12 protein-coding genes are annotated in these 11,082 nt (G+C 70.3%); all 12 read right to left on the bottom strand.

Going from position 1 to position 11,082, the window contains the following annotated elements; genetic code table 11:
• The coding region (locus ACIY1X_RS19930; RefSeq protein WP_399683871.1) for an Hsp70 family protein at window positions 1-520 on the bottom strand (520 nt) is incomplete at its 3' end.
• A gap of 105 nt (window positions 521-625) precedes the next feature.
• Window positions 626-1,192: a nucleotide exchange factor GrpE gene (gene grpE, locus ACIY1X_RS19935; protein WP_399683874.1), complete on the bottom strand. Its 567-nt coding sequence runs from the start codon at window positions 1,190-1,192 to the stop codon at window positions 626-628.
• Between the two features lie 163 nt (window positions 1,193-1,355).
• Window positions 1,356-1,703, bottom strand: coding sequence for an FKBP-type peptidyl-prolyl cis-trans isomerase (locus tag ACIY1X_RS19940; protein WP_038206112.1), 348 nt, complete (start codon window positions 1,701-1,703; stop codon window positions 1,356-1,358).
• Window positions 1,704-1,811: 108 nt separating this feature from the next.
• Entirely contained in the window at window positions 1,812-2,150 is a 339-nt protein-coding gene (locus ACIY1X_RS19945) for a helix-turn-helix domain-containing protein (RefSeq protein ID WP_038206109.1), read from the bottom strand.
• Window positions 2,151-2,281: 131 nt separating this feature from the next.
• Window positions 2,282-3,154: an archaetidylserine decarboxylase gene (gene asd / locus ACIY1X_RS19950; RefSeq protein ID WP_399683878.1), complete on the bottom strand. Its 873-nt coding sequence runs from the start codon at window positions 3,152-3,154 to the stop codon at window positions 2,282-2,284.
• Window positions 3,155-3,229: 75 nt separating this feature from the next.
• The gene (gene garD, locus ACIY1X_RS19955; protein WP_399683880.1) at window positions 3,230-4,798 is read right to left on the bottom strand and encodes a galactarate dehydratase; all 1,569 of its coding nucleotides are present in this window, start codon (window positions 4,796-4,798) and stop codon (window positions 3,230-3,232) included.
• Window positions 4,795-5,790 (bottom strand): tripartite tricarboxylate transporter substrate binding protein, encoded by a 996-nt coding sequence (locus ACIY1X_RS19960; protein WP_038206103.1) that lies wholly within the window; start codon window positions 5,788-5,790, stop codon window positions 4,795-4,797. The genes garD and ACIY1X_RS19960 overlap by 4 nt, the downstream gene beginning before the upstream one ends.
• A gap of 90 nt (window positions 5,791-5,880) precedes the next feature.
• Window positions 5,881-7,176 (bottom strand): glucarate dehydratase family protein, encoded by a 1,296-nt coding sequence (locus ACIY1X_RS19965; protein ID WP_399683883.1) that lies wholly within the window; start codon window positions 7,174-7,176, stop codon window positions 5,881-5,883.
• 18 nt (window positions 7,177-7,194) lie between these two features.
• Window positions 7,195-8,496 (bottom strand): TRAP transporter large permease, encoded by a 1,302-nt coding sequence (locus ACIY1X_RS19970; RefSeq protein ID WP_399683885.1) that lies wholly within the window; start codon window positions 8,494-8,496, stop codon window positions 7,195-7,197.
• 58 nt (window positions 8,497-8,554) lie between these two features.
• On the bottom strand, window positions 8,555-8,986 hold the full coding sequence (locus tag ACIY1X_RS19975; protein ID WP_051953260.1) for a TRAP transporter small permease: 432 nt from the start codon (window positions 8,984-8,986) through the stop codon (window positions 8,555-8,557).
• A 125-nt stretch (window positions 8,987-9,111) separates the two neighbouring features.
• Complete coding sequence (locus ACIY1X_RS19980; RefSeq protein WP_399683888.1) at window positions 9,112-10,077, bottom strand: TRAP transporter substrate-binding protein; 966 nt, start codon at window positions 10,075-10,077, stop codon at window positions 9,112-9,114.
• A gap of 53 nt (window positions 10,078-10,130) precedes the next feature.
• The gene (locus ACIY1X_RS19985) at window positions 10,131-11,018 is read right to left on the bottom strand and encodes an SMP-30/gluconolactonase/LRE family protein (RefSeq protein WP_399683890.1); all 888 of its coding nucleotides are present in this window, start codon (window positions 11,016-11,018) and stop codon (window positions 10,131-10,133) included.
• Window positions 11,019-11,082: the final 64 nt, after the last annotated feature.

Here is an 11,082-nt window from a genome sequence, read left to right on the forward strand (position 1 = left end):
CGGTGGGCTCGTTGATGATGCGCTTGACGTCCAGGCCGGCGATGCGGCCGGCGTCTTTGGTGGCCTGGCGCTGGCTGTCGTTGAAGTAGGCCGGCACGGTGATCACGGCCTCGGTGACCGGCTCGCCCAGGTAGTCCTCGGCGGTCTTCTTCATCTTGCGCAGCACTTCGGCGCTGACCTGCGGGGGCGCCAGCTTCTTGCCGCGCACTTCCACCCAGGCGTCGCCGTTGTCGGCCTTGACGATCTCGTAGGGCATGAGGTGGATGTCCTTCTGGACTTCCTTCTCCTCGAACTTGCGGCCGATCAGGCGCTTGATCGCGTACAGCGTGTTCTTCGGGTTGGTGACGGCCTGGCGCTTGGCCGGCGCGCCGACGAGGACTTCGCCGTCCTCCTGGTACGCAATGATGGAAGGCGTGGTGCGCGCGCCCTCGGAGTTCTCGATCACGCGGGTGTTGTTGCCCTCCATGATCGACACGCACGAGTTGGTCGTGCCCAGGTCGATGCCGATGATCTTTGCCATGTCGTTGTGCTCCTGAATGCGATGAATGGGGTTGTGGATGAACGTGTGGATAACCCTGGGGTATTCAAGGACTCGCCAGGGAATTTCCTGTGTGCAGCCTGTGCCTTACCTGGGGGCCGCCACCATGACCAGGGCCGGGCGCAGCACGCGCTCGGCGATGGTGTAGCCCTTCTGCAGCACGCTCACCACGGTGTTGGCCTCCTGGTCGGCCGGCACCATCGAGATGGCCTGGTGCAGGTGCGGGTCGAACCTGGCGCCCACGGCGGGCGCGACCTCGATCACCTTGTTGCGCTCCAGCGCGCTCCTGAGCTGGCGCAGCGTGGCCTCGGCGCCCTCGCGGATCTGTTCGTTGGTGGCTTCCTTGACCGCCAGGCCGGCCTCCAGGCTGTCCAGCACGGGCAGCAGGCTCTCGGCGAAGCCTTCGAGCGCGAACTTGCGGGCCTTGGAGACCTCGTCCTCGGCGCGGCGGCGGGCGTTCTGCGCCTCGGCCTGGGCGCGCAGGTACTGGTCGGCCAGTTCGGCGTTCTTCGCCTTCAGTTCATCCAGTTCGGCCTGGAGGTTCACGGCCTGGGCCTGCGCATCGGCCTCGCTGGCGGCCTGCGCCGCCTCCTGTTCTTCAGGGCTGCGGGCGGTGCCGGGCTGGTCGGTGTGCGGGGGGGTGTTCTCCGTCATGTGGTCTGGGGAAAAGAGGTCTGGAAACGGGGTTGCCGACCACCTGGGGCCCGTGGGGTCTTTTTCAAGGGCGCAGCACCGGGCGGCGCGCTTGAAATTTCCAATGGAAAGCGCGCCGCCGATGGGGTGGGGGACAGGGGCGTCCGGGCCGGGCCCGGGCGCGTCAGACGCCGAGGAGTTCGACGTCGAACTTGAGGGTCGCGTTGGGCGGGATGACGCCGCCGGCGCCGCGGGCGCCGTAGCCCAGGCCGGGCGGGATGATGAGCGTGCGCTGGCCGCCGACCTTCATGCCGGCGACGCCCTCGTCCCAGCCCTTGATGACGTGGCCGGCGCCGAGCGGGAAGGAGAAGGGCTGGCCGCGGTCGCGGCTGGAATCGAACTTGGCGCCCTGCTGGCCGTCGTTGTAGAGCCAGCCGGTGTAGTGCACGTGCACGTGGTGGCCGGGCTGGGCCTCGGCGCCGTCGCCGACGACGGTGTCCTCGTACTGCAGGCCGGAAGGGGTGGTGGGCATGGGCGGGCTCCTCAGGGGGCAGGGGGGCGGGAAGGATCGCGCGGCGATGGCGTGGCGCCATGCCGGGCACGGGCCGCGCAGTGTAGCGAGGCGCGCCGCCGCCGCGCCTCAGCCGACCTTGGCCGGCAGCGGCGCCGGCTCCCTGCGGTGCACCTGCGCCACCTGCCACTTGCTGGCGAAGGCCTGCAGGTCCGACAGGCGCTTGAGCAGGTCCTGCCCGGCCAGGGTGAGGCAGTAGCCGTCGCTGCCGTGGCCGAGCAGGCCCGCCTCGCGCAGTTCCTTGATGCGGGTGTTGAGGGTGTTGGGCGTGATGCCGCCCACGCTGTCCTGGAGCAGCCGGAACGTCTGCGGATGGCCATCGCGCAGGGCCCACAGCACGCGCAGCGCGTAGCGGGCCTCCAGCAGTGCCAGCAACTGGCTGATGGCCGTGTTCTCCTTGCTGCTCATCAGGACATCTCCTCGTTGTGTCGTGCGCGCCGGGGGCGGAGCGCCTCTTTGGGGGCGCGGCATCCGGGATGCTACAAGTTTCGTAGCTGGCCGTGCAGGTACGGAGCGGGTTGTGGCGTGCAAGCCTCAGATCAGCCGGCCGGACTTGACGGCGCGCCCGCCATGCCGGCCATGCATTCGCCCAGGCGGACGGCGCGGCCCGGCGCCCAGTCCGGGTTGAAGGCCAGCGCGGGGGCGGGGAACAGCAGCACCACCGTCGAGCCGAGCAGGAAGCGGCCCATCTCCTGGCCCTTCGCCAGCGTGATGTCCTGGTCCTCGTAGCGCCATTCGCGCACCTGGCCGCCGCGCGGCGGGTTGACCACGCCGTGCCACACCGTGGCCATGCTGCCCACGATGGTCGCGCCCACCAGCACCAGCACGAAGGGGCCGTGCCCGGCCGACTCGAACAGGCACACGACGCGCTCGTTGCGGGCGAACAGCCCGGGCACGCCGCGCGCCGTGACGGGGTTGACCGAGAACAGCTCGCCCGGCACGTAGCTCATGCGCAGCAGGCGGCCGTCGCAGGGCATGTGGATGCGGTGGTAGTCGCGCGGACTCAGGTACAGCGTGGCGAAGCTGCCGTCGCGGAAGCGCTCGGCCAGGGCCGCGTCGCCGGCCAGCAGGGCGGTGGCGGTGTAGCGGTGGCCCTTGGCCTGGAAGATCTGGTCGCCCTCGATGCGGCCGAACTGGCTGATGGCGCCGTCCACCGGGCACACCAGCGGCGCATCGGCGATGGGGCGGGCGCCGGACTTCAGGGCGCGGGTGAAGAAGTCGTTGAAGCTGGCGTAGCGGGCGATGTCGGACTCGGCCGCCTCGCCCATGTCGACGCCGTACTTGCGCACGAAGCGGCGGATGATGGCCGTGGTGACCGCGCCGCGCTCGCCGCGCGCCACCCACCCGGCGAACGAGGTCAGCCCCTTCTTCGGATACAGGTACTGCGGCAGGACGGAGAGGCGATCGGACAAGGTCGGTGCGGGGGCGGCCAAAGGTGGGCGATTCTATCGGCGGCCCCCGCCGCGACGGGATGCGTCCGCGCCTTCTCAGGTCACCGGCGCGGGATTGAACAGCACCAGCGCGTTGGCCAGCTTCCACTGCTCGGCCCAGGTCTTCCGGCGGCCGCTGGCCACGTCGAGCATCAGCCTGAACAGCTCCCAGCCCACGTCCTCGATGCTCGCCTCGCCGTCGGCGATGCGGCCGGCGTTGACGTCCATCAGGTCGTGCCAGCGGCGCGCCAGATCGGTGCGTGTGGCGACCTTGATCACCGGCACCTGCGCCAGCCCGTAGGGGGTGCCGCGGCCGGTGGTGAACACGTGCAGGTTCATGCCGGCCGCCAGCTGCAGCGTGCCGCAGATGAAGTCGGAGGCCGGGGTGGCGGCATAGAGCAGGCCCCTGCGCCGTGCCTTCTCGCCAGGCGCGACGATGCCGGCGATGGGCGCGCTGCCGCTCTTGACGATGGAGCCCATCGCCTTCTCGACGATGTTGGACAGGCCTCCCTTCTTGTTGCCGGGCGTGGTGTTGGCGCTGCGGTCCACGCGGCCCCTGGCGAGGTAGGCGTCGTACCAGGCCATCTGCTCGATCATGGCCTGCGCCACCTCGGGCGTGGCGGCGCGCGCGGTGAGCTGGTCGATGCCGTCGCGCACCTCGGTCACCTCGCTGAACATCACGGTGGCGCCGGCGCGCACCAGCAGGTCGGTGCAGAAGCCCACCGCGGGGTTGGCCGTCACGCCGCTGAAGGCGTCGCTGCCGCCGCACTGCACGCCCACCACCAGCTCGCTGGCGGGCACCGTCTCGCGCCGCCGGGCGTCCAGGCGCGCCAGGTGCGTCTCGGCCTGGCGCAGGATCGAGTCGACCATCGACATGAAGCCGACGTGCCCCTCGTCCTGCAGGCAGACCACGTCCGGCGCGGGCGCGTCCGCGGCCAGCGGGATCGCGTCCGGCGGCAGCAGCCGCTCGGGCTGCAGCTTCTCGCAGCCCAGGCTGACGACCATCAGCTCGCCGCCGAAGTTCGGGTTCAGGCTGATGTTGCGCAGCGTGCGGATCGGCACCGCGGCGTCGGGCGCGTCGATGGCCACGCCGCAGCCGTAGCCGTGCTCCAGCGCCACCACGTCGTCGACGTTCGGGTAGCGGGGCAGCAGTTCGGCCTTGATGCGCTGCACGGCGTACGCGGTCACGCCGGCCACGCACTGCACGGTCTGCGTGATGGCCAGGATGTTGCGCGTGCCGACCGAGCCGTCCGGGTTGCGGTAGCCCTCGAAGGTGAAGCCCTCCAGGGGCGGCTGCGCGGGCGGCCGCACGGTGGCGATGGGCAGGCCCTCCAGCGCGCGCGCCTCGGGCATGCGCAGCAGGCGCTCGTGCACCCAGCTGCCGCGCGGCAGGTCCTTCAGCGCGTAGCCGATCGCCACGCCGTAGCGGCGCACCGGCGCACCCTCGGGGATGTCCGCCAGCGCCACCTTGTGCGCCTGCGGCACCCTGTCCACCAGCGTCAGGCCGCAGGGGAACACGGTGCCGGCCGGCAGGCCGCCGTCGTTGGCCACGATGGCGACGTTGTCGGCCTCGTGCATCCGGATGTACAGGGGCGCCCGGATGCCCGCCGCCGGGCGGGCGTTCATTCGGCCTTGATGCCGGCCGCCTTGATCACCTGTGCCCACTTGGCGACCTCGGCCTTCTGGTACTCGCCGAGTTCGGCGGGCGTCATGGTGGAGGGCACCATGCCGAAGCCCTTCAGACGCGCCTGCACCTCGGGCGTGGCGATGATCTTCATGATCTCGGCGTGCAGCCGGTCCACGATGGGCTTGGGCGTGCCCGCCGGCGCGAACACGGCCTGCCAGGAGCCCATGTCGAAGCCTTTCTGGCCGGCCTCGGCGATGGTCGGCACGTCGGGCAGCGAGTCCACGCGCTTCGAGCTGCTCACGGCGATGGGGCGCAGCTTGCCGGACTGGATGTGCGGGCCGACGATCAGCGTGGTGTCGAACATCATGTCCACCTGGCCGCCGACCACGTCCTGCACGGCGGGGCCGCTGCCCTTGTAGGGCACGTGCGTGAACTTCACGCCCGACTGGTAGGCCAGCAGCTCCAGCGCCATGTGCGGCGACGTGCCGGTGCCCGGCGAGGCCGAGGACAGGCCGCCCGGCTTGGCCTTGCTGGCGGCCAGCACGTCGTCGAGCGTCTTGTAGGGGCTGGCGGAGGGCACCACCAGCACCAGCGGGCCCGAGCCCAGCATGGCCACCGGCGTGAAGGACTTGACGGGGTCGTAGTCCAGCTTGGAATACAGGCTCACGTTGATGGAGTGCGAGCTGATGGTGCCGCCCAGGATGGTGTAGCCGTCGGCCGGCGCGCGCGCGACGATGGCCGAACCCACGCTGCCGCCGGCGCCGCCCTTGTTCTCGATGACCACCGGCGTGCCCAGCGCCGTGCCCAGCGGCTGGGCGATGACGCGCGCCAGGGTGTCGGTGTTGCCGCCGGGCGGGAAGGGCACCATGTAGGTGATGGCCTTGCCCGTGGGCCAGGCGCCCTGGGCCGCGGCGGGCAGGGCGGCGAACGCGCCGCCCAGCAGCAGGGTGCCGGCGGCGAGCGAGCGATGGATCAGCGTGCGGCGTTGCATGGAAAGTCTCCTGTGTGGGATGGGAAGGAAAGGAAGTGCGCAGCGCGTGCGCGCGGTGGCCACCTGTTGTCGTCGGCGTGGGTGGCGCATTCAGAAACGGGGCTGCCTGCCGGTGAAGGCAGGGTCGTACTTGCGCATCTGCGCCAGGTCGTCGCGGTGGCGGATGCCGCAGCGCAGGTAGTTGTCGTGCAGGCGGGCGAGCGCCTCGCGGTCCAGCGCGACGCCCAGGCCCGGCGCGGTGGGAACGCGCAGGCTGCCCTGGTCGAAGCGCAGCCGGCCGCCTTCGATGACCTCCTCGTCCTGCCACGGGTAGTGCGTGTCGCAGGCGTAGGTCAGCAGCGGCACGCTGGCGCACAGGTGCGTCATCGCCACCAGGCTGACGCCGAGGTGGGAGTTGCTGTGCATGGACAGGCCGAGGTCGAAGGTCCGGCACAGGGTGGACAGCCGCTGCGTCGCGCGCAGGCCGCCCCAGTAGTGGTGGTCGCTCAGCACGATCTTCACCGGGCAGCCCATGTCGGCGTTGCGGCGGAACTCGGCGAAGTCGGTGACCACCATGTTGGTGGCCAGCGGCACGTCGCACTCGCGCGCCACGGCGGCCATGCCCTCCAGGCCCGGGGCCGGGTCCTCGTAGTACTCGAGCACGCCGCGCAGCTGCCGCACGATCTTCAGGCTGGTGTCCACCGTCCAGTTGCCGTTGGGGTCGATGCGCAGCGGCGTGCCCGGGAAGGCGTCGGCCAGGGCCAGGATGCCGGCCGCCTCCTGCTCGGGCGGCAGCGCGCCGGCCTTGAGCTTGATGCTGCGAAAGCCGTGCTGCCCGATCATGCGCCGCGCCTGGGCGACGAGCTGCTGCGGCGTGAGCGCCTCGCCCCAGGCGTCGGGCGCGTAGGGCCTGTCGATGTGCTCGGCGTACTTGTAGAAGAGGTAGGCGGAGAAGGGCACGCTGTCGCGGGCCGCGCCGCCCAGCAGGTCGACCACGGGCGCCTGCGCGAGCTGGCCCTGCAGGTCGAGCATCGCCACCTCGAAGGCGCTGACGACCTTCGCGACCGTCTTGGAGACGTGGGTGCCCGGCGCCAGCGAGACCTGCTGGTCCAGGAACTCGGAGGCCGTCTGCGCCGGCGGCGCGACCAGCGCCGCGACGCGCTGCTCCATCTCGTTGAGCGCCCACGGCGACAGCCCCGCCAGGGCCGGCGCGGCCTTGGCCAGGGCGTCGAGCATGGGCTGGTCGCCGTAGCTCTCGTTGATGCCGACGCGGCCCGAGGCCGTCTCGATCTCGATGATGGAGCGCAGCGCCCAGGGCTCGTGGATGCCCGCCGCGTTGAGCAGCGGCGGATCGCGGAAGGCGATGGGCGTGATGCGGACGTGGCGGATGGCGTGGGACGTGGGCATGGCAGACGGAAAGCAGCGCTACTTCAGCGGCGCGTTCAAAAGGGTGGGCAGCCAGGTGGAGAACAGCGGCACGTAGGTCACGAGCAGCAGGCACAGGGTCAGCGCGCCGTAGAAGGGCAGGATGGAGCGCATCACCTGCCCCACCGAGACGCCGCCGATGGCGCAGCCGATGAACTGCGTGGTGCCCACGGGCGGCGTGTTCAGGCCCAGCGCGCAGTTGATCAGCATGACGATGCCGAACTGCACCGGGCTCATGCCGAACTGCATGGCGATGGGCAGGAAGATGGGCGTGCAGATCAGGATCGTGGCCGCCATGTCCAGGAAGGTGCCGAGCAGGAACAGCAGCACGTTGATCATCAGGAAGATCACCCAGGGGCTGCTGGAGACGCTGGTCATCAGCTCGCCGGTCTTCTGCGGCACCTCGTACAGCGCCATGAAGTAGCCGAAGGCCGAGCTGATGCCGATCAGCAGCAGCACGATGCCGGTGGTCTTGCAGGCCTTGGCGCAGGCCTTGAGGAAGTCCTTCCAGGAGAGCGAGCGGTACACCAGCACCGTGACCAGCAGCGCCCACAGCACGGCGGTGGCGGCCGACTCGGTGGCCGTGAACACGCCCGAGAGGATGCCCACCAGGATGATCGCCACGATCAGCAGCCCCGGCAGCGCCGCGACGAAGGAGGCGAGCACCTCGCCCCAGCCCGGGAAGGCGCCGCGGATCGCGTAGCCGCGCCGGATGGCGACCCAGTAGGCGGCGCCCAGGTTGCACAGCGTCAGCAGCAGCGCCGGCACCAGGCCCGCGAGGATCAGGCTCAGCACGCTGACCGAGGCGATGCCGGTGGTGGCCAGCGTGAAGATGATCAGGTTGTGCGAGGTGGGCATCAGCGCACCGACCAGGGCCGCGTGCGTGGTCACGTTCACGGCGTAGTCGGCGTCGTAGCCCTCCTTCTTCATCAGCGGGATCATCACGGAGCCCATGGCCGAGACGTCGGCCACCGGCGAGCCCGCCACGCCGCCGAAGAGCGTGCAGCCCACCACGTTGCTCATGCCCAGGCCGCCGCGCACGTGGCCCACCAGGCTGTTGGCGAAGCGCACGATGCGCTGCGCGATGCCGCCGTAGAGCATCAGCTCGCCGGCGAAGACGAAGAAGGGGATGGCCAGGAAGCTGAAGATCTGCATGCCGCCGACCATCTTCTGGAACACCACCGCCACGGGCAGGCCCGCATACAGCACCGTGGCCACCGAGGCCAGCCCGATCGAGAAGGCCACCGGCACGCCCAGCACCAGCAGCGCCAGGAAGCTCAGGGAAAGTACCGCCAGTTCCACCGGACGTCTCCGTTCTTTTCCAGTTGTTGTTGTCTTGTGCGCGTGCGTGGCGGCGGCCTCAGTGCCAGGCCGGCTCCACGTCCTCCCCGCGCAGCAGGGCGATGATGTGCTCGATGGAGAACATCACGATCAGCGCGCCCGCCACCACCAGCGCCAGGTAGTCCATGCCCACGGGCACGTGCATCATGGGCTTCATGTCGCTCCACTTGAGCACGGTCCACTGCCAGCCGCTGAAGGCCATGATGGCGCCGAACAGCGCCACCAGCGCGTGGATCAGCACTTCCAGCTTCAGGCGCGGCCCCTCGGGCAGCAGCGAGACGAGCGACTCCAGCCCGATGTGGCCCGCATCACGCACGCCCACCGCCACGGCCAGCGCCGTGACGTAGAGCACCAGCTGCAGCGCCAGGCCCTCGGCCCAGGTGGGCGTGTCGTTGAACACGTAGCGGCCCACCACCTGGTACTGCACGCAGACGATGATGGCGATGAGCATCGCCACGGCCAGCAGCAGGCTGGCCTTGGACAACGCGGCGCACAGGCGCGTGTAGGCGCCGCGCGCCGCGGGCCGCTGCGCCTGCGGCGCGGGCAGGCCTGCCGCCAGTTCCTCCAGCGGGTGGCTCACTTGCCGTCCTGCACGGCCTTGACCAGGCGCTTGAGGTCCGGCGTGGTGATGAACTTGTCGTACACCGGCTGCATCACGGCCTTGAAGGAGGCCTTGTCCACGTCCTTGACGATGGTGGAGCCGGCCTTGACCACGATGTCCAGCGCCTTGGCCTCCTGCTCGTCCCACTTCTGGCGCTGGAACGCCACCGAATCCTTGGCCGTTTGGCGGAACAGGTCCTGGTCGGCCTTCGACATCTTGTCGAAGATCACCTTGGAGATGACCAGCACCTCCGGCGCCATGGAGTGCTCGGTGTGCGAGTAGAACTTCACCGCCTCGTAGTGCTTGAAACCCTCGTAGGAGGGGATGTTGTTCTCGGCCGCGTCGATCAGCCCGGTCTTGAGCGCGGTGTAGACCTCGCCGGCCGGCATCGGCGTGGCGTTGGCGCCCATGGCGCCGACCAGCGCCACCCACAGGTCGGACTGCTGCACGCGGATCTTCATGCCCTTGGTGTCGGCCACGGTCCTGACGGGCTTCTTGGCGTAGATGGAGCGCGCGCCGCTGTCGTAGAAGGCCAGGCCCACCAGGCCCTCGTGCTCGCAGCCCTTGAGGATCTCGTCGCCGACGGGGCCGTCCAGCGTCTTGCGCATGTGGGCGATGGAGTCGAAGAGGAAGGGCATGGTGGGCACCAGCGTCTTCGGGCACATGGAGTTGAGCGCGCTGATGTTCACGCGGTTCATCTCCAGCGCGCCGATCTTGACCTGGTCCAGCGTCTCCTTCTCCGAGCCCAGCGCGCTCTTGTTGAAGACCTTGATCCTGTACTTGCCGCCGCTGCGCTGCTCCAGCAGCTGGCTCATGTGCTTGACCGCCGCCACGGTGGGGTAGTCGTCGCTGTTGTGCACGTCGGCGGAGCGGAATTCGCGCGCCTGCACGGCCAGGCAGCCGGCGGCGGCCGCCAATGCGATCAGGGTGTTCTTGATCATGTTTGCCTTCCTCTTTCCTTCTTGGTGGTGGTGTTGTGAGTCGTTGTGCGGATTCAGCCGGCGAAGGCCGGTTCGGCGATGCCCTGGGTGCCCGGATCGAGCGCGAACACGCCGCCGGCCAGCGGCTGGCCGGACAGGTCGCCGCCGGGGCGGATCGAGGTCACGTACAGCGTGTCCAGCCGCGGCCCGCCGAAGGCGCACATGGCGGGCTTCTTCACGGGCAGGGCCAGCGAGCGGTCCAGCCGCCCCTGGGGCGTGAAGCGGTGCACCAGGCCGGCGTCGTTGCCGCAGATCCAGTAGCAGCCGTCCACGTCCACGGCGGCGCCGTCCGGGCGGCCGGGCAGGGGCGCCATGTCCACGAACAGGCGCCGGTTCGCGGGCGTGCCGCTGTCGGTGTCGTAGTCGAAGGCCCACACCGCCTGCACCTCGGGGTGCGAGTCCGACAGGTACATGGTGCGGCCGTCGGGGCTGAAGGCCAGGCCGTTGGGGACGATGAAGCCGGTGAGCCGGGGAGGCAGGGCGTCGTCGCCGGCGCCGAAGCGGTACCACGCGCCGGCGCGCATCGCGGCGGCCATGTCCAGGCACATGGTGCCGGCCCACAGGCGGCCCTGGCGGTCGCAGCGTCCGTCGTTGAAGCGCATGGCCGGCGCCGCGTGCGCGACGGTGGCCAGCGGCGTCGCCGCGGCGCGGCCGTCGTCGCCGAGCTGCAGCGCGAAGATGCCGCTTTCCATGCCCGCCACCCACTGGCCCGGCCGGCCGGCGTGCGCCGCGATGCAGGCGGGCATCTCGCCGGTGGTCCATCGGCGGTGGCCGTCCGCCGGCGACCAGCGGTGGATCGCCCGCGCGGGGATGTCCACCCAGTACAGCGCCTGTTCGGCGGCGTGCCACACCGGGCTCTCGCCGGTGCCGTTGCGCGCGTCGAGCACGAGTTCCGCCGTCACGGCCGGTCTCTCAGTCGCCGAAGGGGCCCTGGGCGGTGAAGCCGCCGCCCTGGTAGATGGCGTT

It is taken from the genome of Xenophilus sp., assembly GCF_044462705.1.
Taxonomy (GTDB): domain Bacteria; phylum Pseudomonadota; class Gammaproteobacteria; order Burkholderiales; family Burkholderiaceae_C; genus Xenophilus; species Xenophilus azovorans.

What these genes read in the sequence shown, in the direction of transcription:
- grpE (WP_399683874.1), bottom strand. Translation starts at nt 1,192, where the DNA reads ATGACGGAGAACACCCCCCCGCACACCGACCAGCCCGGCACCGCCCGC.
- ACIY1X_RS19940 (WP_038206112.1), bottom strand. Translation starts at nt 1,703, where the DNA reads ATGCCCACCACCCCTTCCGGCCTGCAGTACGAGGACACCGTCGTCGGC.
- ACIY1X_RS19945 (WP_038206109.1), bottom strand. Translation starts at nt 2,150, where the DNA reads ATGAGCAGCAAGGAGAACACGGCCATCAGCCAGTTGCTGGCACTGCTG.
- garD (WP_399683880.1), bottom strand. Translation starts at nt 4,798, where the DNA reads ATGAACGCCCGCCCGGCGGCGGGCATCCGGGCGCCCCTGTACATCCGG.
- ACIY1X_RS19960 (WP_038206103.1), bottom strand. Translation starts at nt 5,790, where the DNA reads ATGCAACGCCGCACGCTGATCCATCGCTCGCTCGCCGCCGGCACCCTG.
- ACIY1X_RS19965 (WP_399683883.1), bottom strand. Translation starts at nt 7,176, where the DNA reads ATGCCCACGTCCCACGCCATCCGCCACGTCCGCATCACGCCCATCGCC.
- ACIY1X_RS19975 (WP_051953260.1), bottom strand. Translation starts at nt 8,986, where the DNA reads ATGCTCATCGCCATCATCGTCTGCGTGCAGTACCAGGTGGTGGGCCGC.
- ACIY1X_RS19980 (WP_399683888.1), bottom strand. Translation starts at nt 10,077, where the DNA reads ATGATCAAGAACACCCTGATCGCATTGGCGGCCGCCGCCGGCTGCCTG.